Below are 18,343 nucleotides of genomic sequence, written 5' to 3'. Positions count from 1 at the left end.
GCACAAGGAGACAAGAACATGTTTACAGAAGCCATCGAGGCCATCCTCATGGACCAGTGCACGCCGGCTGCGATCCGTGCAATCGAGAGCGGCGGCTCACCTGCCGAACTGTGGAAGTCGCTGGCCGAGAACGGGTTCCTCGAACTCATGGCCAGCGAAGACGCGGGCGGCGCAGGGCTCGACCTCGAAGCGATCTTCCCGATCTTCGTGGCCTTCGGCCGGCACGCCGTGCCCGTCCCTGCGGCGCAGAGCATCGCAGCGCGTGCCTTGCTGCGCGACGTGGCAGCGCCCGAAGGCCTGGTCACGCTCGTGGGCCATGCGATTCGCAATGCGGACGGATCGATCAGCGCGGCCAATGTCGCGTTCGGCAGCATCGCGGACTTCGCGCTCGCCAACATCGACGGGCAGCTCGTGCTGCTCGACTGCAGGAAGGCCGAGCGCATTGCGACCGGCGTGCGCGGAAGCCTTGTCGCGTCGCTTCGCTGGACCCAAGAGGCGGCAGGCACACCCATCCTCGGCAACGGCAACGAGGTCGCGGTGTTCAGCGCCGCCCTGCACGCCGCCGCCATGGCGGGCGCGATGGAGCGCATGTTCTCGATGACGCTCGGCTACTGCAACGACCGCGTTCAGTTCGGCAAGGCCATCGGCAAGTTCCAGGCGATCCAGCATCAGCTCAGCGTGATGGCCGAACACGTGGCCTGCGCCGGCGTCGCGGCAGAACTGGCCTTCAAGGCCGGCTCGACCATCCCCGCCCTGCTCGCAACAGCCACCGCCAAGTCACGCACCAGCACATCGGTGCCTTTGGTCGCATCGACGGCCCATGCCCTGCACGGCGCCATCGGCGTCACCGAGGAATACGACCTCCAGCTCTACAGCCGCCGCCTGCACGAATGGCGCATGGCCGATGGCAGCGAGGCTTACTGGAACCGCATCGTCGGCGAGGCGCTGCTGGGGCACACTGCCTCGTCGGTACTGCAATTCGCAATGGAGGAGATCCTTTAAATGAGCGACAAGAAATTCCTGAACTACGAGCAAGACGGCCACATCGTCACCCTGACGATGAACGACCCCGAGGCCCGCAACGCCCTCACCGGCAACAGCGCGGTGCCCGAGTTCCTCGCGGCCATCGATCGCATCCACGCCGATCATTCAGTGCGCGCCGTGATCTTGACGGGCGCAGGCACGGCCTTCTCGTCCGGCGGCAACGTCAAGGACATGGGCCGCTACAGCGAGATGGCGCCGATGGAGCTGCGCCGCGAATACCGCCTCGGCATCCAGAAGCTGCCGCTGGCCCTCTTCAATCTCGAAGTGCCGGTGATCGCCGCGGTCAACGGCCACGCCATCGGCGCCGGCCTTGACCTCGCCTGCATGTGCGACATCCGTGTCGCAGCAGAAGAAGCGAAGTTCGCGGAAAGCTTCGTCAAGCTCGGCATCATCCCCGGCGACGGCGGTGCATGGCTGCTGCCGCGCATCATCGGCCTCTCGCGCGCGACCGAGCTGACGCTGACCGGGCAGATGATCGATGCGAAGCAGGCCGCCGAATGGAACCTGGTCTCACGCGTGGTGTCTCGCGATCAGTTGATGCCGACGGCGCGCGCGCTGGCCGAGCAGATCGCTACCAACCCACCGCACGCCGTGCGCCTGGCCAAGCGCCTGCTGCGCGAGGCATTGCACAGCCGGCTCGACACGCTGCTGGAAATGTCCGCGGCGTTCCAGGTGATGTCGCACCAGACGGCCGATCATCACGAAGCCGTCTCGGCCTTCATCGAGAAGCGCAAGCCGGAATTCAAGGGCTGAGCGCCCTGCGCACCCATCAATTAAAACGCCGGCATCCGCCGGCGTTCTGCCTTCTGCAGGCTGGCGATGCCAGCCGCCCTGACGTCACTGTCCGACGATGATCTGCGCGATGAGTCCGGTGGCGATCGCAGCCAGCACGTAGTCCCCGCCGACACCGACCCACTGGTAGCCGCGCGGCGGCGAGTTCAGGTGGTAGGCACGGTAGTCATTCACGACGTAGTTGCCGCCGCGGTATTCGTTCGGCACGCGGCCGCCGCGCTTCCATTCGGCATGCGGCTGCGGATAAGCGCGGCGGTCGGCGTGACGGCCATCGCGGTAATCGTTGCGGTCGTTGCTCCACTGGCCGTTGTTGTCATGGCGGCCGTCTTGGCGCGGGTCGCGTTGCTCGTACCGGCCGTCGCGTCCATCGCGGTCCGGGCCGTGGTTGCGGTCTTGCGCAAATGCGCTGCCGACGCTCGAAAATGCCAGGGTGGCGGCGATCACGGCGATGGTCTTGGAACGGATGGTCATTCTGAACTCCTTGTTTGGATGACGAGTTCAGTGTCGGGCCCCCATGTGTCGCGCAGGTGCGGCGCGCATGCAGCAATGTAAAGACTCAAGGCACGGCTACAGCGCCGCCATCAGCTCACCTGCCGCGCCCGCCCCGCCCAGTGCGACTCGCGCAGTTCGCGCTTGAGGACCTTGCCCGCCGCGGACAAGGGCAGCGCCTCGCGAAACTCGATGCTCTTGGGGCACTTGTAGCCCGCGATGAAGGACTTGCAATGCACGTGAAGGTCGGTGTCGTCGAGTTCCATGCCCGGCTTGCGCACCACCACCGCATGCACCGCCTCGCCCCACTGCGCATGCGGCACCGCGATCACGGCGCAGGCCTGCACCGAAGGATGCCGCGCGATCACGTTCTCGACTTCCGCCGAGTACACGTTCTCGCCACCGCTCACGATCATGTCCTTCAAGCGGTCCACGATGAACACATGGCCGCCCTCGTCCATGCGTGCGCCGTCGCCGGTGTAGAGCCAGCCATCGCGCAGCGCGCGAGCCGTCTCCTCCGGCTTGTTCCAGTAGCCGAGCATCACGTTGGGCCCGCGCATGATGAGTTCACCCACCTCGCCGCGCGGCACTTCGTTGCCACGGTCGTCGATCAGCTTCACCGCAATGCCGTAGCCGGCGCGTCCGGCCGAACGCGAGAGCCCCGAGGCCCGGCCTTCCGGCCCGTGGTTCTCCGGCGGGTTGGAGGTCACGCCACCGCATTCGGTCATGCCGTACGAATGCGTGAACTCCACGCCCGGCAGCAAGGCCAGCGCGCGCTCCAGCACCGATTCGGCAATGGGCGATGCGCCATAGACCATGCGCTTCAGGCTGCTCAGGTCGAAGCAGTCGAACTCCGGGTGCGTGATGAGCGCCTGCAGCATCGTCGGCACCAGCAACAGGTCGGTCACGCGTTCGCGCTCGATGGTCGCCATGACCTCGCGCGCGTCGAAGGCCGGGGCCAGCACATGCGTCTCACCCGCGATGAACTGCACCAGCGCGCGGCCGATGCCGCCCATGTGGAACAAGGGCGCCACGTGCAGCGCCACGCTTTCGCCCGGCATCGGCGTCTGCGCCAGGCGCTGGATGCCGATGGACCACAGCGTCCAGTGGCTGTGCATCACGCCCTTGGGGAAGCCCGTGGTGCCGCCGGTGTAGAGGATGCAGGCCAGGTCGGCACCGGCGCGGTTCGCATCCGCTACAGGCCTGGCGTCGGCTATCAGGGCTTCGAAAGAGAGCATGCCTTCGGGCGTCGGCCAGTCGCCGGCATAGATGAAGATGGGCACGCATTTGGCCGTCGCGCGTATGCCCTCGACGCGGTTCAGGAAGTGATCGTCGACGATCAGGATCGTCGTGTCGCTGTCGTCGAGCGAATAGACGATCTCCGGCACGCTCCAGCGCGTGTTGATTGGGTTGAGCACGCCGCCGCCCCACCACACGCCCATCAGGCATTCGAGCCAGCGGTCGGAGTTGACGCCCAGCATGCCGACACGGTCGCCACCCTTCATGCCGATGGATTGAAGGGCGCCGGCCAGGCGCGCCACCCGTTCACCGTATTCGCTGAAAGTCTGGCGCCGGCCGTGGAACACGGTGGCGATGCGGTCGGGCGTGGCCTGCATCGAGCGCTGCAGCGCGAGCGTCATGGACATGGTCATGGTCGATCCTTCAGAGGGCGGGCACGGTTTCGTCACGCAGGGCGGAGACGGCGCGCGCCTCCTGCTCCTGCAGTTCGCGCCAGGCGATCTTTCCGGTGGCATTCTTCGGCAGCGCATCGACCACTTGCACGATGCGCGGCGCCTTGTAGGCCGCCATGTGTTCCCGGCACCAGGCCAGCAGGCTCGCGCTGTCCTCGGTGCTGCCGGCACGCAGCGTCACCACGGCCTTGACCGTCTCGCCGCGCTTGGGGTCGGGCGAGGCGATCACGCAGGCCTCCAGCACGGCCGGGTGCGCATGCAGCGCCGCCTCCACCTCCGCTGGCCAGACCTTGAAGCCCGACGCGTTGATCATCCGCTTGAGCCGATCGCGCATGAAGACGTAGCCCTCGGCGTCCATGCTGGCCAGGTCGCCGGTGCGGAAGTAGCGCTTGCCATCGATCACGACAAAGCCCTGCGCGTTGGCCTCCGCATGGTTCCAGTAGCCGAGCATGATCTGCGCGGCATGCACGACGATCTCGCCAGCCTCGCCCTGCGGCACGGGCTGCAGCGTCTCCGGGTCGACGATGCGCAGGTCCACCCCGAAGGTGGCAATGCCGAGGCATCCCTTCTTCGGCTGATAGAGCGGATTCGCGCACAGGAAGTTGGCGCTCTCGGTGAGGCCGTAGCCCTCGATGTAGTCGAGCCCGTAGCGCTGCTTCAACGTGTCGTTGACATGCTGCGGCGTTGCCGCGCCACCGCCGGTGACCACCGACAGGCTGCAGAGGTTGCGCTGTTCGATGCCGGGCTGCGCGAAGAAGTCGACGAGCATCGCCGGCAGCGCCGCCCAGAAGGTCACGCGATGGCGCTCGATCAGCACCGCCGCGGCCTCGCGGTCCCAGCGCGGCATCAGCACGATCGTGCCGCCCCAGAAGATCGCCGAATTGACGTTGTTCTGCAGCCCCAGCAGGTGGAACAGCGGCGCCACCGCAAGGTACACCGACGACGGATTCGTGCCGCGCCAGAGCGAGGAGCCCACGCACGACGTCATGACCGTGCGATGCGTGTGCACGCAGGCCTTCGGCTTGCCGGTGGTGCCCGAGGTGTAGGGCAGCATGCAGAGGTCGTCAGGCCCGGCGCGATGCGGCGCCGGCACGCAGGCCTGCGCCAGCGCATCGTTCCAGGCGACCGCGTCCTGCGGCAGGCGGACATCGGCCATGCGCGTGCGCAGCCATTGCGGCGTCGGCAGGCTGGCATCCTCCTCGCCCAGCGCATCGCCGTAGGCATGCACGATGAGCTTTCGCAGCGAGGTGCTGCCAAGCAAGGGCTCGATGCGGTCGAGCAACTCGCTGGCCACGAAAGCCGCCACCGTGCCGCTGTCGCGAACGATATGTTCGAGCTCGTCGCGCAGCAGCATCGCATTGACCGGCACGAAGACCGCATCGGCACGCAGGACCGCGAAGTACGCCGCGATGAACTGCGGGCAGTTCTGGCTGAACACGATCACGCGCTCGCCGGGCACCACACCGCAGGCGTTCTGCAGATAGCCCGCCATGGCCTCGACCTCGCCCAGCAGTTGGGCGTAGGTGACGGCGCTGCCCTGGAAATGGATGGCCGTCTTGTCTGGATAGCGCTGCGCCGAAACCTCCAGGTTGCGGAACAGGCTGGTCTCTGGAATGTGGGCCACGCACGGCAGCCCCTGGCGGGCCCGTGCCGCATCGATGGCCAGCGCGCCGGTGGGTCGCTCGACCACGCCGGCCGGCGTCGGGCAAGGATGAAACGATCTCGTGGTGGTGCTGGGTTCTTGCATGGGTGCCGTCCGCTTTGTCTCTGGAATCGGCCCAGTAGACCAGCGCACCCCTTGGCTCCAGCCACCCCGATCGGGTGGCACCGTGACGCCGGACCCGCCGCAGACCACCCGCCCGGGGTAGTGCCCATGCCACCCGCCGCACCGACCATCGACGGGCAACCCAAGGAACACGAAGCATGCAACCCCATTCCCCTTGCGGGCCCGCCCGCCGCCTGCTCCACACGCGCGAGATCGTCTGCAACGCCTACCTTCGCGACGACGGCCTGATGGACGTGGAGAGCACGATGCGCGACATCTCACCCAATGGCTCGGATCTCTTCTTCAAGCCCCTTGGCCCGGGCGAAGACCTGCATCGCATGCGCATCGTCATGACGGTCGACAGCGACATGGTGATCCGCGCCCTGCAAGTGCAGACACAGGCCGCGCCCACGCCTTACTGCGCCGAAGGCAACGCGATCTACGACGTGCTCGTCGGCCTGAAGATCGGTCCCGGCTTCACGAAGCGGGTGCGCAGCCTGGTCGGCGCCCATCGGGGCTGCACCCATCTCACCGAACTGATCGGCCCCGCCGCGACGACGGCCATCCAGAGCTACTTTGCGCTCGGGCGCGAGCGGGGCAACCTGCGCAGGCTGCACGCCGGCGCCGGTCCGCTGCCCAAGCCCGGCCTCGCCGACACCTGCCAGGCCTATCGCAGCGATGGCGAGGCACTCAAGGCCATCTGGCCCCTGCATCGAAGGGGTGCGTAGTCGATTCCAGGCAGCCCGGCACAGCGCACTGCCTTTGCTTGCGAAGTCGTATCAGGTCCTGGGTGACCGATCGTCGACCTCATCATGACCGGCGAAACCAGCGACTCCGAATGAAGGTTGCGCCACCGCCATCGCAGGACGACCCGGCCCCACTGGAACCTGCGCAATGCCTGGACCGCGATAGCCCATCGCCCATTGCCAGGCGAAGGCTGGCGTCATCAACATGCCGAGCGTCACGACGCCACGCGGTGAAAGGCGCCGCTTCCATTGCCAATCAGGCGACAGGAAGCACTTCCAGGCCGCCGCACGCTCGCCATCGCGGAGGTAGCGGGTGGTCGCCACGACCGCGAACTGGCGCAGCAGCCGCTTCCTGCCCTCGATCTGCTCCGGCGAGGAGACCTTCAACTGCTGCGCGAGTTCGTACATGAGATGCGCATCCACGCCCCGCCCCGAGTTGGTCAGCGACTCGGCATGGACACGGTAGCGCGCCAGGTCCTGGGCAATGAAACGCCCGTGGGCGCCGGAATTCGCGAGCCTGATGGACAGGCCCCAGTCGCCGATGTTGCCGTCACGGGCGCCGAACATGTGCGCGAGATAGGTGGTCCGGGGCATCAGGAAACTGTTCGGCGGGATCGCGTGCTGGAGGCTCCATTCGCGCACGGTTTTCACCGCGCCCGGCCCCTCCTTGCCGTAGTCCCTGTGGTTGGTTGCGGTTCGCACCGGATCGACCCGACCCTTCTCGTCCATGATTTCGTTGCGGCCGAACCAGATCTTCACGCGCTCGTCCGTCTCTTTCGCGCAGGCCTGGGCCAGCGTGGCCAGCGCACCAGGGCAGAGGTGGTCGTCGTCATGCAGGATGAGGATGTGGTCGAAGCGCGCCGCGCTCCCGAGCGCGCACTGGTTCGGATAGTTGCCCAGCGGCGGGTCGTTGATGACATGGCGCACCAGCGGTTCGAGCCCGCTCGCGGCAATCGTGGCGCGGTTCCCGGCGCGGAATTCCACCGGACTGTCGTCGCCCACGATGATCTCGCCAATCAGCGACCGGTCCTGCTGCGCCAGGCTTTCCAATGCCTCGGCAAGGTGATGCGGTCGCCGAAAAGTGGGGACGAGGATGGATATCAGCATGTCCGGTTCAATGGAAACAATAGATCACATTTGGCCATGCAGGTGAATCAATTGCAACCAAACTGCCCGTCGGCGGCGCGGGATTTCGACTCTCCTCGGGGGCCCGTCTGACAAGCCGAAAGTCATAGGGAAACGGCAGCCGCCTGACCTCATCCAGGCCGGGGCCCTGCGCCACGTCCCGGCCCACGCCGTCTGGCGCGGATACCCAACGGTTTCCGCTAGAGGTTTCCGAGCGACGTACGCAAGCCCGCGTAGTCGGTCGGCCCATTGCTTTCCGACGGATTGCCCGTCGCCGAAAGCCATGCCGCGATGCCCGGCACACGTTTTTCGAAGTAGCTCTGCAGCGGCGGCCAATGGCCATCTGCATCGTGCGATTCGGTGACTTCGAGCGCCTCCACGCCGATCGAGCGCAGGCTCGTCACCATCGCCAGCGAGCGGCCGTCCAGCAGTTGCAGGGTCACTTCACGGCCCTGCGCCAGGATCTCCTCGAGGATGCGTCGATGCACCTTGTAGTCGGCCCAACTGCGCTTGGCGCAGGCGTCGCTGAGCTCGCGGAATGCCCAGTGCATGTTCGACGCGAAGGCGGCCGCGACCTGCGCCGCCTGCCGTTCGCCCTGGCTCGCGGCCAGCCCTTGCAGCCGCACGCTCCAGCCCACGGCCAGCAGCACACCGAAGGCCTGCACCCAGGCGGCCCATTCGCTCGCCGAGTTGGGCCGGAACACCCAGGCCACCCCCAGAAGACTCAACGCAATCGCCACCGGCAACCAGATTCTTTGCATTGCTAAACCTCCGGACCTTGCGGCGAAGTCATCTCACCATTCGGGGATGGGCTCATCCCCTTGGACCATCGCTGCCAAACATGCGGCGGATCGCCGCCACGCCAGCCACCAATGCGTTGGAATAGCTTGCATGCGGATCGGCGGACGCCTCCAGCGGCAAATAGGACAGCGAGTCCGCTGCAGCGTTTTCCCCGCTGTCGGCGCCTTCCATCAACACCCAATAGAACTCGCCTTCTTCTAGTTCATGCACAGTCAACGCAATGTTTCGGAGTTGGGACATCAGAGGATGGAAAAATGACAGTACCGTGGATTAAGGGCGCGGTCCCATCCTATTCAGGACCGCCGCAACACGCCTAACCACAATTTCACGGTTACTTCGAAATGTGACAAAGAGTAAGTAGATCAGCATCGCTATTACACACGATTGGCCGCATCCACGGGAAAAGTGAGTGCTTTTTGTTTCTTTTCCTACAACCATTTCGTGGCTGAAAGCCTACGCTGGGGTGGTCGTTCTTCGCCTCAAGGAAGCCCCATGAAACATCTCGTCGTCAACTCGCACATGCTGTCGTCCGTGGGCGGCGCGTTCTATCCCACCGGGTATTCGATGCTCATGTTCCCGGATGGGGAGACCGCCCGGCGGGTCGGAAAGCGCCTGATCGACAACGACGTGAGCGGCGACGACGTGTACCTGGTGCCTCCGGAGGAGATCCTTTCGCAGATCGCGCCGACCGTGCACGACGGCGACAACCCCCTTCCCTCCGCCGGCACGGACGGCGCCACGGTGCGCGCCTACACCAAGCTGGCGCTCGACGGGCACACCGGCCTGCTGGTCAAGACGCCGGACGCCAAGGCCGCGGAGCGGATGATGGAGATCGTGCGGACGGTACCGTACTCGATGGCCCAGCGCTATCGGACGCTGGTGATCGAGGACCTTTGAGCCTTCTCAAGCCGGAGCTGCGCGCCGGACGACCTCGCGCGACATGGCCTGCGCCAGTTCATGCTCGCCGAGGAAGACGATGGCGCTGTCCTCGCGGGACAGCAGTGCCGCCTCTTCCTCGTTGTGGCTGCGCACCACGGTCTGGATGCCGGGGTTGAGCGTTCGCGCCGCCTCGATCATCTGGCGCACATGGAGCGTGTCCGGCGTCGCGATGACCAGCACCCGGGCGCGCGCCACATGCGCCTGGATCAGCACGGCCGGGTCGGCCGCGTCGCCCCACACCGCGGCCATGCCGCCTTCGCGCAGTTTCTCGACCAGTTCCCGGTTCTGCTCGGCCACGACAAAGGGCAGGTCATGCGCCGTCAATGCCGCCGCGATGCGACGACCGACGCGCCCATAGCCCACTAGCACGACCTGCCTTGAAAGATAGCGTGCATCCGTCGTCATCGGCAGTTCGGCGAGCGGGTCCGAGCGCGCATCGAGTTCGCGCGCCAGCGATGAACGCGCACGCAGCCACCTCTGCATGGGCGCGATGGCACCGAACCACAACGGATTGGTCGCAATGGAAATCAGCGCCCCCGCGAGGATCAGGCTCTGCCCCTCGGCCGGCAGCAGGCCCAGCGACATGCCCAAGCTGGCCAGGATGAACGAGAACTCGCCGATCTGGGCCAGGCTCGCGCTCACCGTCAACGCCGTGTGCAGCGGGTACCGCAGCAACAGCACCAGCAGGCAGGCCGCCATCGACTTGCCCACCACGATCACGCCCACCACCGCCAGCACCTGGAGCGGACGCTCGACCAGCACCATCGGATCGAACAGCATGCCGACCGACACGAAGAACAGCACCGCGAACGCATCGCGCAAGGGCAGCGACTCCTGCGCCGCCCGATGGGCAAACTCCGACTCGCGCATCACCATGCCGGCAAAGAAGGCGCCGAGCGCGAACGACACGCCGAACAGCGCCGCCGATGCAAACGCGATGCTGACCGCCGCCGCCACCACGCACAGCGTGAACAGCTCGCGCGACCCTGTGCGCGTGACCTGCCACAGCACCCAGGGAAACAGCCGCCGCCCGACCACCAGCATCAGCGCGACGAAGCCGCCCACCTGCAGCAGCGTCAGGCCCAGCGTCTGCCACACCGGCTCGGTGCTCGCCACCGCCCCGCCGCCACCCAGCGCACCCGCCAGCGGCGGCAGCAGCACCAGCACGAGCACCATCGCCAGGTCCTCCACCACCAGCCAGCCGACCGCGATGCGGCCCGTGTAGGTGTCGAGGATGCCAAGCGTCTCCAGCGCACGCAGCAAGACCACGGTACTGGCCACCGACAGCGCCAGGCCGAAGACCAGCGCCGCACCGGCCGACCAGCCCCACCAGGTGGCCAGGCCCGCGCCCAGCAGCGTGGCCACTGCAATCTGCACCAGTGCCCCGGGCACGGCGATCTTGCGCACCGTCAGCAAGTCGTCGAGCGAGAAGTGCAGGCCGACGCCGAACATCAGCAGCATGACGCCGATCTCGGCCAGTTGCGCGGCAATGCCCGCATCGGCCACGAAGCCCGGCGTGAACGGGCCGATGATGACGCCGGCCAGCAGGTAGCCCACCAGCGCCGGCAGGCGCACGCGCACCGCGATGAAACCGAGGACCAATGCCAGGCCGAGGCCGGCCGCGATGGTATTGATCAGGGAAACGCTGTGGGGCATCGACCCATTCTGCAAGATCGATGCAGGTCAACGCCGAATAATTCTCCGGAGCGTCCGAAGGACTTGTCCTCCCCTTCAGGCCGCCATCTTTTCGTTCTTGGCGTCCAGCAGGATCTCGGGCTCGTTGGCCTCGACCCAGCTCTCGTTGTTGAGGGCGGCGTGCAGCCGGTCCATGTCCAGTTCATCGGTCCACTTGGCCACGACCAGCGTGGCCACGCCGTTGCCGATCAGGTTGGTCAGCGCGCGCGCTTCCGACATGAAGCGGTCGATGCCGAGGATCAGCGCCAGCCCCGCCACCGGCACATGCCCGACCGCCGACAAGGTGGCCGCGAGCACGATGAAGCCGCTGCCCGTGACGCCCGCCGCGCCCTTGGAGGTGAGCAGAAGCACAGCCAGCAACGTGATCTCCTGCGTGAAGGTCATGTCGGTGTTGGTGGCCTGCGCGATGAACACCGCCGCCATGGTGAGGTAGATCGAGGTGCCGTCCAGGTTGAACGAATAACCGGTGGGGATCACCAGCCCGACGCAAGTCTTCTTCGCGCCGAGGTTTTCCATCTTCTCCATCATGCGCGGCAGCACCGACTCCGACGACGAGGTACCCAGCACGATCAGCAGCTCCTCCTTGATGTACTTGATGAACTTCCAGATGCTGAAGCCGTGGAAGCGCGCGATGGCGCCCAGCACCACGAAGATGAACAGCAGGCAGGTCAGGTAGAACACGCCCATCAGCTTGCCCAGCGAGAACAGCGAGCCCACGCCATACTTGCCGATGGTGAACGCCATCGCGCCGAACGCGCCGATCGGCGCCACCTTCATGATGTAGTTGACGATGGTGAAGAGCACATGCGAGCCCTTCTCGATGATGTCGAATATCAACGTGCCGCGGCCACCGAAGCGGTGCAGCGCAAAGCCGAACAGCACCGCGATCAGGAGCACCTGCAGGATCTCGCCCTTGGCGAAGGCATCCACGATCGTGTTGGGAATGACGTGCAGCAGGAAGTCGACCGTGCCCTCCATCTTGCCCGGGCCGGTATAGGCGGCGATGGACTTGGTGTCGATGGTCGAGGCATCGATGTTCATGCCCGCGCCGGGCTTCAGCAGGTTGACCAGGCACAGCCCGACCACCAGCGCGATGGAACTCACGATCTCGAAGTACAGCAGCGCCAGCCCGCCGGTCTTGCCGACCTTCTTCATGTCTTCCATGCCGGCGATGCCGACCACCACCGTGCAAAAGATGATCGGCGCGATGATCATCTTGATGAGCTTGATGAAGCCGTCGCCCAGCGGCTTCATCTTCTCGCCGGTCTCGGGGAAGAAGTAGCCCAGCAGCACCCCGAGGATCACCGCCGTGATGACCTGCAGGTAGAGCGACTTGTAGAGCGGCTGCTTTGTTTTCGTAGGCGTGGAAGGGCCTGCCATCGCGTTGTCTCCTGCTGGGAAAGTCGCGCCTGCCGATGGGGCCGGCGTGCAACCGTTCCACTGTAGCGCCGTGTTGCACCCCGCGTGCAATAAAAAAACCCGCCGAGGCGGGTTTCACTGACTATTGGCTGACGCCGCTCAGTGCATGTGCAGGCCGCCGTTGATCGAGAAGTCGGCGCCGGTCGAGTAGCCGCCTTCGTCGGTGGCCAGCCACGCGATGATCGAGGCGATTTCGCTCGGCTTGCCCAGGCGCTTGACCGGGATCGTCGAGATGATCTTGTCGAGCACTTCCTGGCGGATGGCGTTGACCATGTCGGTGCCGATGTAGCCCGGGCTCACGGTGTTGACCGTCACGCCCTTGCCAGCCAGTTCCTGCGCCAGCGCCATCGAGAAGCCGTGCATGCCGGCCTTGGCCGCCGAGTAGTTGGTCTGCCCGGCCTGGCCCTTGGCGCCGTTGACCGAGCTGATGTTGATGATGCGGCCCCAGCCCTTTTCGACCATGTCGCCGACCACCTGCTTGGTGACGTTGAACATGCTGTTGAGGTTGGTCTCGATGACGGCGCTCCAGTCCTCGGGCGACATCTTCACGAACATGCGATCGCGCGTGATGCCGGCGTTGTTGACCAGCACGTCGATGCTGCCGTGCTCGCCCTTGGCCTTGGCGAAGGCGTCGACAGTGGATTGCCAGTCGCCGACGTTGCCCACGGAGGCGTAGAACTCGTAGCCCTCGGCCTTCTGTTCACCCAGCCATTTCGCGTGGTCTCGCGTCGGACCGCAGCCGGCGATGACCGTGAACCCGTCCTTGTGGAGCCGCTGACAAATAGCGGTGCCGATGCCACCCATTCCTCCAGTGACATATGCGACTTTTTTGCTCATGAATCTTCCTTGGTGATGTCTATTTAAGGCCCTCGGACTTTAACGAACTTAGGACTTAACCGGCTCAGGAAAACACCGACACCAGTGTGCAACCACATGTCACAACCGCTTCCTATACTTGCCGGGCGCTGTGGGAAGGTCGGTCATCATTGCCAGGACCTTTGCGCCACGCTCCATGCCTCCCCCCTCGCTGGAAAGGCCCTTTGTCCAGCGCTCGAAGCGGACACGGACCCCGCCATGAAACTCATCACCTGGAACACCCAATGGTGCCGCGGCCTCGACGGCGTCGTGAGCCCGCGGCGCATCGTCGAAGGCGCCCGCGCGATGGCCGACTTCGACGTGCTGTGCCTGCAGGAGATCGCGCAAGGCTTCGACGGCATGCCGGGCGCGCCCGGAGACCAGCCCGCCGAGCTGGCTGCGCTTTTGCCCTGCTTCCAGCTCTTCTTTGGCGCGGCGGTCGACGAGTTCGATGCCGCCGGAAAGCGGCAGCGCTTCGGCAACCTGGTCGCCACCCGCCTGCCGGTGGAGAACGTCCAGCACCACCCCCTGCCTTGGCCGGCCGACCCCAGCGTGAGCAGCATGCCGCGGATGTGCACGGTCGTCACCGTGCGCGACCCCGTGCTGGGTCCGGTGCGCGTGATGACCACGCACCTCGAGTACTACAGCCAGGCGCAGCGCATGGCGCAGGTGGACGCGGTGCGCGAGCTGAACGCGCAAGCCTGCGCCCAGGCCGCCGCGCCGCCGAAGTCCGAGCTTGAGATTTCGCCGTTCCAGGCCAAGGCGCACACGCCTCGCGCGATCCTCTGCGGCGACTTCAACCTCGTGGTCACGCAGCCCGGGCACCCGGTCACCGAACCCGAGTACCAGGCCCTTCACCAACCCCATCCCCATGGACGCCTGCAGGACGCCTGGTCGCTGGTGCACGGCGCCGCACCCCACGCGCCGACCTTCCGCCTGTTCGACCGGCGCTATGGCCCGACCCCGGCGACCTTCGACTTCGTCTTCGTGACCGACGACCTTTCGGCGCACCTGCGGCGCATGGAGGTCGATATCCTGACGCGTGCCTCCGACCACCAGCCGGTGCTGGTCGAGCTATAAGGTCCTCATGCAAGCCAGCCCACACCTGCCCGATTCACGCTATGCGGTCATGCGCCTGATCGTCACCATGCTGCTCATGACCGTGGGCAGCAGCGGCATGTATGTGGTGTCGGTGGTGCTGCCGGCCGTGCAGGCCGACTTCGGCGTCGCGCGCGCGGACGCATCGCTGCCCTACACGCTGCTGATGATCGGCTTCGGCGTGGGCGGCGTGCTGATGGGAAAACTGGCCGACCGCTTCGGCGTGATGTGGCCTTTGATGCTGGGTGCGGTGGCACTCGGGCTGGGCTACATCGCCTGCAGCATGGCCGATGGCATCGTGTCCTTTGCCATTGCGCAGGGGTTGCTGGTCGGCTTGCTGGGCAGCGCCGCGGTATTCGCGCCGCTGGTGGCCGACACGTCGCTCTGGTTCGTGAAGCGGCGCGGCACCGCCGTGGCGGTGTGCGCCAGCGGCAACTACATCGCCGGCGCGATCTGGCCGCCCATCGTGCAGCACTTCATCGAGACGGTCGGCTGGCGCCCCACCTACTTCGGCATGGGCGTGTTCTGCGGGCTCGCCATGGCCGGGCTCGCGCTGTTCATGCGGGCGCGGCCGCCCTTGGAGAGCCCGGCGCCCGCGGCAAGCACGGCGCCCGGTCGCGCGCAGCTTGGCCCTTCGCTGCAGCCTTTCGGCCTCAGCCTCGGCATGGCGCAAGGGCTGCTCTGCGTCGCCGGCACCGCCTGCTGCGTGGCGATGGCGATGCCGCAGGTGCACATCGTGGCCTATTGCAGCGACCTCGGCTACGGCGCGGCACGCGGCGCGCAGATGCTGTCGGTGATGCTGGCATTCGGCATCGTCAGCCGGCTGGTTTCAGGGTTTATCTGCGACCGCATCGGCGGCTTGCGCACCTTGCTGCTCGGCTCGGTGCTGCAGTGCGTCGCGCTGATCCTGTTCCTGCCCTTCGACGGGCTGGTGCCGCTGTTCGTGGTGTCGGCCCTGTTCGGCCTGTTCCAGGGCGGCATCGTGCCCTCCTACGCGATCATCGTGCGCGAGTACTTTCCACCGGCCGAGGCCGGCGCGCGCGTGGGCACGGTCATCATGTGCACGCTGCTCGGCATGGCCCTGGGTGGCTGGATGTCAGGCGAGGTGTTCGACCTGACCGGGAGCTATCACGCGGCGTTCATCAACGGCATCGCGTGGAACCTGCTGAACATGTCGATCGCGGTGACGCTGCTGCTGCGGGTGCGGCGGATGCACGCGCTTGCCCTTGGGACCGCTTGAATCCTCACGCGCCAGCCAGCGTCAAACGTGCGCGCAGTCGCGGCAAGACTCGTTCCACTGCTTGTGCGGTGCCCTTGAACCGGCCTTCTTGATGAATCCCAGCAGGCGATTGCGCTGGCGCTGGCGCGGTTCCTCGCGCTTCACCTTCGACATCATGCTTGTGTAGGTCAGTGCCGGCGGGGCCTTGATCGCGCCGGCCCGCATCAGGTCGAACGACAAGGCGACGCTGCATTCGATGTCGTTCGACTCCAGGCACTTCCAGACATATTCGTGTGCGAAGACAACCAGTGCGCGGTCGGGTGACGCGACGACGAAATGCTCTGCTTCACCGAGCGTCATGCAGATCCATTCCCAGCCGAACTCGCGCACCACCTGGTTGCCCCACACCGTTCCGAGCGCGCGGGCCGCATCGGCGTCGTCGCCATCGAAACCCTTCGTCGACGCGAACAGCAGCGGACCCTGCCTCTTCTGGATGTATGCGTCGATCCCGGCGACGATGACGTCCATCCGGCTGCATGGGACGTCCGAGATCATGTCGAATCCGGTCGCAGCGTAGTTCTTGAACAGCGCGTGTTCCTGGAGAGTGAGAGAGCGTTCAGAGGTGGGCATTTGGAACCTTGTTGGTTGATGCCCAAATTGTCCCAAGCCAAGGGTTTTTACTCAGCAGGCTGCGGCTGCTTGACGCATCGGAAACTTCCGATTTCAAGCCACCGGAGTCGACGCGCGGGACGGATCCGCCAATGCGCCGGATTTGCGGATGATGGTTCCAAGACGGTCGGCGGCCCAGCGCTTTGCGTGGGCAGGCACGGCCCGCGCGGGCTCGCTGGCAGCCAGGCTGACCAGTTGCATGGCGCTCGTGTAGCTCCATGCCGCTTGCGGGGGAATCACGTCGGAGCGCAGTTGATCGAAGGCTGCCTTGATCGCGCAATCCATCGTCTCCAGGTCCAGGCACGCCTCGATGTATTCCGTCGCGAAGATGGCAAGCGAGCGGCTGGGCTGCACCACGACGTAGTGCTCCTCACCCTCGAACATCACACAGACCCATTCCCATCCGAAAACCCGGACGAGCTGGTCACCCCACACGGTGGCCAGCGCGCGGGCGGCCTCGGCGTTGCCTCGCCTTTCCTCGCCTTCCCGGCGCGGCGCCCACTGGCCGGCGTGCTTGCGCTGGTGTCTATCGACGGATGCGTGGATGGCCGCGACGATTCGCGTGGGCGGAGCATCGCGTTCGCCACCGATCATCTGGTTGCCGGCGGCGGCATATCGGTTGAATTCGCGTTGCTCCCCTGCGGTCAGGGCGCGTTCGTACGTGGACATTCAGGAACCTCTTTTGGATAGAGGCCCGATTGTCCGGATCCAGTGGCGCTGGCGAAGTCAGGCCGGGCTGAGCCGGCCTGCGGAAACGTCCGGAAACACCGCCGCCAATTCCGCCGGCGCGGGATTTCCCGGAGATCAGCGCTCGATGGTCAGCGCCACGCCCATGCCGCCGCCGATGCACAGCGAGGCAATGCCCTTCTTGGCGTTCTGGCGCTTCATTTCATGCAGCAGGGTGACCAGGATGCGGCAGCCGGACGCGCCGATCGGGTGGCCGATGGCAATGGCGCCGCCGTTCACGTTGACCTTGCTCACGTCCCATCCCATTTCGCGGTTCACCGCGCAGGCCTGGGCAGCGAAGGCTTCGTTGATTTCGAGCACGTCGAGGTCGGCGGCCTTCCAGCCGGCGCGCTGCAACGCCTTGGTCGACGCCGGCACAGGGCCCATGCCCATGATGGCCGGGTCGAGGCCCGCGGTGGCATAGCTGGCGATGCGGCCCAGCGGCGTCAGGCCGAGCGAGGCAGCCTTCTTGGCCGTCATCACCATCACGGCGGCAGCACCGTCGTTGAGACCCGAGGCGTTGCCGGCCGTCACGCCGCCGGCCTTGTCGAAGGCGGGGCGCAAGCCGGCCAGCCCTTCGGCATTGGTCTTGCGGTTGATGAACTCGTCCTTGTCGAAGACGACCGGATCGCCCTTCTTCTGCGGAATGTTCACGCCGACGATTTCTTCCTTGAACTTGCCGGCGTCCTGCGCGGCAGCCGCCTTGGTCTGGCTGCCCAGCGCCAGTTCGTCCTGCGAAGCGCGGTCGATGTTGTACTTCTTGGCCACGTTCTCGGCGGTGATGCCCATGTGGTACTGGTTGTAGACGTCCCACAGGCCGTCGACGATCATGGTGTCGACCAGCTTCCAGTCGCCCATGCGCTGGCCGTTGCGCGAGTTCGGCAGCACGTGCGGCGCCAGGCTCATGTTCTCCTGGCCGCCGGCGATGACGATCTCGCTGTCGCCCGCGCCGATGGCCTGCGCCGCCAGCATCACGGCCTTGAGGCCGGAGCCGCACACGGCGTTGATCGTGAGCGCCGGCGTTTCCTTGGCGCCACCGCTCTTGAGCCAGGCCTGGCGCGCCGGGTTCTGGCCGGCGCCTGCCGCGAGCACCTGGCCCATGATGGCTTCGCCGACCTGGTCCGCCGTGAGGTTGGCGCGCGCCAGCACTTCCTTGATGACGATGGCGCCCAGCTCAGTAGCCGCAATGCCCGCGAGCGAGCCGCCGAACTTGCCGACAGCGGTGCGAGCGGCCGAAACGATGACGATGTCTTCCATGCTATGTACTCCG

The 18,343-nt window shown here is 66.0% G+C and carries 18 protein-coding genes; 6 read left to right on the top strand and 12 right to left on the bottom strand.

Features of this window, described 5'->3' with window-relative positions; translation table 11 throughout:
* Window positions 1-18 precede the first annotated feature (18 nt).
* Together HB681_RS25950 and HB681_RS25945 are read left to right on the top strand one after the other, a co-directional pair.
* Window positions 19-1,002 (top strand): acyl-CoA dehydrogenase, encoded by a 984-nt coding sequence (locus HB681_RS25950; RefSeq protein ID WP_213957752.1) that lies wholly within the window; start codon window positions 19-21, stop codon window positions 1,000-1,002.
* Complete coding sequence (locus tag HB681_RS25945; RefSeq protein ID WP_213957751.1) at window positions 1,003-1,797, top strand: crotonase/enoyl-CoA hydratase family protein; 795 nt, start codon at window positions 1,003-1,005, stop codon at window positions 1,795-1,797.
* Window positions 1,798-1,881: 84 nt separating this feature from the next.
* Here the strand turns inward: HB681_RS25945 and HB681_RS25940 are convergent, their stop codons facing one another.
* The 3 genes from HB681_RS25940 to HB681_RS25930 all read right to left on the bottom strand — a co-directional run bounded on the left by HB681_RS25940 (window position 1,882) and on the right by HB681_RS25930 (window position 5,763).
* On the bottom strand, window positions 1,882-2,307 hold the full coding sequence (locus tag HB681_RS25940) for an RcnB family protein (protein ID WP_213957750.1): 426 nt from the start codon (window positions 2,305-2,307) through the stop codon (window positions 1,882-1,884).
* 110 nt (window positions 2,308-2,417) lie between these two features.
* Window positions 2,418-3,971, bottom strand: coding sequence for a long-chain-fatty-acid--CoA ligase (locus tag HB681_RS25935; RefSeq protein ID WP_213957793.1), 1,554 nt, complete (start codon window positions 3,969-3,971; stop codon window positions 2,418-2,420).
* A 16-nt stretch (window positions 3,972-3,987) separates the two neighbouring features.
* Window positions 3,988-5,763, bottom strand: a complete 1,776-nt coding sequence (locus tag HB681_RS25930; RefSeq protein WP_213957749.1) for a long-chain-fatty-acid--CoA ligase — start codon at window positions 5,761-5,763, stop codon at window positions 3,988-3,990.
* A gap of 176 nt (window positions 5,764-5,939) precedes the next feature.
* On the opposite strand from HB681_RS25930, the gene HB681_RS25925 reads away from it, so the two are divergent.
* Window positions 5,940-6,509: a DUF2889 domain-containing protein gene (locus tag HB681_RS25925; protein WP_213957748.1), complete on the top strand. Its 570-nt coding sequence runs from the start codon at window positions 5,940-5,942 to the stop codon at window positions 6,507-6,509.
* Window positions 6,510-6,560: 51 nt separating this feature from the next.
* On the opposite strand, the gene HB681_RS25920 is transcribed toward HB681_RS25925, so the two are convergent.
* The 3 genes from HB681_RS25920 to HB681_RS25910 form a co-directional block, all read right to left on the bottom strand.
* On the bottom strand, window positions 6,561-7,634 hold the full coding sequence (locus tag HB681_RS25920; RefSeq protein ID WP_213957747.1) for a glycosyltransferase family A protein: 1,074 nt from the start codon (window positions 7,632-7,634) through the stop codon (window positions 6,561-6,563).
* Window positions 7,635-7,852: 218 nt separating this feature from the next.
* Window positions 7,853-8,413 carry a hypothetical protein gene (locus tag HB681_RS25915; protein WP_213957746.1) on the bottom strand — a complete coding sequence of 187 codons (561 nt, stop codon included), beginning with the start codon at window positions 8,411-8,413 and terminating at the stop codon, window positions 7,853-7,855.
* Between the two features lie 52 nt (window positions 8,414-8,465).
* Window positions 8,466-8,693 carry a hypothetical protein gene (locus HB681_RS25910; RefSeq protein ID WP_213957745.1) on the bottom strand — a complete coding sequence of 76 codons (228 nt, stop codon included), beginning with the start codon at window positions 8,691-8,693 and terminating at the stop codon, window positions 8,466-8,468.
* 252 nt (window positions 8,694-8,945) lie between these two features.
* Here HB681_RS25910 and HB681_RS25905 point away from each other — a divergent pair, with 252 nt between their 5' ends.
* Entirely contained in the window at window positions 8,946-9,350 is a 405-nt protein-coding gene (locus tag HB681_RS25905) for a hypothetical protein (RefSeq protein WP_213957744.1), read from the top strand.
* Window positions 9,351-9,356: 6 nt separating this feature from the next.
* Here HB681_RS25905 and ybaL read toward each other — a convergent pair whose 3' ends face one another.
* The 3 genes from ybaL to phbB all read right to left on the bottom strand — a co-directional run bounded on the left by ybaL (window position 9,357) and on the right by phbB (window position 13,343).
* Window positions 9,357-11,048 (bottom strand): YbaL family putative K(+) efflux transporter, encoded by a 1,692-nt coding sequence (ybaL, locus tag HB681_RS25900; protein WP_213957743.1) that lies wholly within the window; start codon window positions 11,046-11,048, stop codon window positions 9,357-9,359.
* Between the two features lie 75 nt (window positions 11,049-11,123).
* Window positions 11,124-12,467 carry a dicarboxylate/amino acid:cation symporter gene (locus HB681_RS25895; RefSeq protein WP_213957742.1) on the bottom strand — a complete coding sequence of 448 codons (1,344 nt, stop codon included), beginning with the start codon at window positions 12,465-12,467 and terminating at the stop codon, window positions 11,124-11,126.
* A 138-nt stretch (window positions 12,468-12,605) separates the two neighbouring features.
* Window positions 12,606-13,343, bottom strand: coding sequence for an acetoacetyl-CoA reductase (phbB, locus tag HB681_RS25890; protein WP_213957741.1), 738 nt, complete (start codon window positions 13,341-13,343; stop codon window positions 12,606-12,608).
* A gap of 237 nt (window positions 13,344-13,580) precedes the next feature.
* On the opposite strand from phbB, the gene HB681_RS25885 reads away from it, so the two are divergent.
* Complete coding sequence (locus HB681_RS25885; protein ID WP_213957740.1) at window positions 13,581-14,441, top strand: endonuclease/exonuclease/phosphatase family protein; 861 nt, start codon at window positions 13,581-13,583, stop codon at window positions 14,439-14,441.
* Window positions 14,442-14,448: 7 nt separating this feature from the next.
* Window positions 14,449-15,699: an MFS transporter gene (locus HB681_RS25880; RefSeq protein WP_213957739.1), complete on the top strand. Its 1,251-nt coding sequence runs from the start codon at window positions 14,449-14,451 to the stop codon at window positions 15,697-15,699.
* 21 nt (window positions 15,700-15,720) lie between these two features.
* Here the strand turns inward: HB681_RS25880 and HB681_RS25875 are convergent, their stop codons facing one another.
* From HB681_RS25875 to HB681_RS25865, 3 genes are all read right to left on the bottom strand, one after another.
* Window positions 15,721-16,308: a DUF3806 domain-containing protein gene (locus HB681_RS25875; RefSeq protein WP_213957738.1), complete on the bottom strand. Its 588-nt coding sequence runs from the start codon at window positions 16,306-16,308 to the stop codon at window positions 15,721-15,723.
* A gap of 93 nt (window positions 16,309-16,401) precedes the next feature.
* Window positions 16,402-17,016, bottom strand: a complete 615-nt coding sequence (locus tag HB681_RS25870; protein ID WP_213957737.1) for a hypothetical protein — start codon at window positions 17,014-17,016, stop codon at window positions 16,402-16,404.
* 135 nt (window positions 17,017-17,151) lie between these two features.
* A complete protein-coding gene (locus HB681_RS25865; RefSeq protein ID WP_213957736.1) occupies window positions 17,152-18,330 on the bottom strand; it encodes an acetyl-CoA C-acetyltransferase in 1,179 nt (392 codons plus the stop codon).
* Window positions 18,331-18,343: the final 13 nt, after the last annotated feature.

The organism is Variovorax sp. dw_954, from assembly GCF_018449755.1.
GTDB lineage: Bacteria > Pseudomonadota > Gammaproteobacteria > Burkholderiales > Burkholderiaceae_C > Variovorax.
Note: the sequence above shows the minus strand (reverse complement) of the source record. Positions and strands in the feature narration are given on the sequence as shown.

Bases quoted from the DNA above. Each gene is read 5' to 3' on its own strand.
- HB681_RS25950 (WP_213957752.1), top strand. From the start codon at position 19: ATGTTTACAGAAGCCATCGAGGCCATCCTCATGGACCAGTGCACGCCG.
- HB681_RS25945 (WP_213957751.1), top strand. From the start codon at position 1,003: ATGAGCGACAAGAAATTCCTGAACTACGAGCAAGACGGCCACATCGTC.
- HB681_RS25940 (WP_213957750.1), bottom strand. From the start codon at position 2,307: ATGACCATCCGTTCCAAGACCATCGCCGTGATCGCCGCCACCCTGGCA.
- HB681_RS25935 (WP_213957793.1), bottom strand. From the start codon at position 3,971: ATGTCCATGACGCTCGCGCTGCAGCGCTCGATGCAGGCCACGCCCGAC.
- HB681_RS25930 (WP_213957749.1), bottom strand. From the start codon at position 5,763: ATGCAAGAACCCAGCACCACCACGAGATCGTTTCATCCTTGCCCGACG.
- HB681_RS25925 (WP_213957748.1), top strand. From the start codon at position 5,940: ATGCAACCCCATTCCCCTTGCGGGCCCGCCCGCCGCCTGCTCCACACG.
- HB681_RS25920 (WP_213957747.1), bottom strand. From the start codon at position 7,634: ATGCTGATATCCATCCTCGTCCCCACTTTTCGGCGACCGCATCACCTT.
- HB681_RS25915 (WP_213957746.1), bottom strand. From the start codon at position 8,413: ATGCAAAGAATCTGGTTGCCGGTGGCGATTGCGTTGAGTCTTCTGGGG.
- HB681_RS25910 (WP_213957745.1), bottom strand. From the start codon at position 8,693: ATGTCCCAACTCCGAAACATTGCGTTGACTGTGCATGAACTAGAAGAA.
- HB681_RS25905 (WP_213957744.1), top strand. From the start codon at position 8,946: ATGAAACATCTCGTCGTCAACTCGCACATGCTGTCGTCCGTGGGCGGC.
- ybaL (WP_213957743.1), bottom strand. From the start codon at position 11,048: ATGCCCCACAGCGTTTCCCTGATCAATACCATCGCGGCCGGCCTCGGC.
- HB681_RS25895 (WP_213957742.1), bottom strand. From the start codon at position 12,467: ATGGCAGGCCCTTCCACGCCTACGAAAACAAAGCAGCCGCTCTACAAG.
- phbB (WP_213957741.1), bottom strand. From the start codon at position 13,343: ATGAGCAAAAAAGTCGCATATGTCACTGGAGGAATGGGTGGCATCGGC.
- HB681_RS25885 (WP_213957740.1), top strand. From the start codon at position 13,581: ATGAAACTCATCACCTGGAACACCCAATGGTGCCGCGGCCTCGACGGC.
- HB681_RS25880 (WP_213957739.1), top strand. From the start codon at position 14,449: ATGCAAGCCAGCCCACACCTGCCCGATTCACGCTATGCGGTCATGCGC.
- HB681_RS25875 (WP_213957738.1), bottom strand. From the start codon at position 16,308: ATGCCCACCTCTGAACGCTCTCTCACTCTCCAGGAACACGCGCTGTTC.
- HB681_RS25870 (WP_213957737.1), bottom strand. From the start codon at position 17,016: ATGTCCACGTACGAACGCGCCCTGACCGCAGGGGAGCAACGCGAATTC.
- HB681_RS25865 (WP_213957736.1), bottom strand. From the start codon at position 18,330: ATGGAAGACATCGTCATCGTTTCGGCCGCTCGCACCGCTGTCGGCAAG.